Source organism: Vibrio sp. 2134-1 (assembly GCF_033339495.1).
This window is the reverse complement of sequence record NZ_JAWOUS010000726.1, coordinates 1-579: the sequence shown is the minus strand read 5'-3', so window position 1 is coordinate 579 and position 579 is coordinate 1. Positions and strand designations below refer to the sequence as shown.

The following is a 579-nucleotide window of genomic DNA, read 5'->3' as shown; positions in this document are numbered from 1 at the left end:
AAAGGTTATTCCACGTGTCCGTTCCGTCCGTTGACAACACTTGAAGGAAGTAACCAAACTGGGCATCTTCAACAAAGCGGAAGGTTTGTAAATCCGTCTGAATCACTTGGTTGAGGATAAACGGCAATGGCGCGCGCGGCGTATTGGAGCCAAAGCCTACATCGACAATCCATGCTTGTTCATCCAGCGTCACCAACGTGATTTGATGGCTGCGACCTGTCGGCGTCCCCATCACGTGAACACGCCCAAGTAAGCTGCGCGCTTCAAACCCGAGGGTCTTGAGCACATCGAGCATTAAGCCATTCAGTTCAAAGCAGTAGCCACCACGGGAGTGATACACGGTTTTTTGAATGATGTCTTCAATCTCAACAGAGATGCCACGCTGCAACGAAATATCAAAGTTCTCAAACGGCAGGCAACGGTGCTGCGCTACGTGAATCTTGTGCAATGACTCCAAATCGGCGGGTAACTCACTCGGCAAACCGAGCTTGGTTAAATAGGCGTTCAGATCCGTCTTATTCATAATCACTCTTACTTATCTGATGGGTTGATTGTTTTCTACTCTAGTCCCTCTACCTA

General features: G+C 48.7%; 1 protein-coding gene. It reads right to left on the bottom strand.

The window, feature by feature from the left end; all coding sequences use genetic code 11:
• Positions 1-523 (bottom strand): arylamine N-acetyltransferase family protein (locus R7R78_RS28200; protein WP_225474860.1); only part of this gene is annotated, 523 nt, incomplete at its 3' end.
• Positions 524-579: the final 56 nt, after the last annotated feature.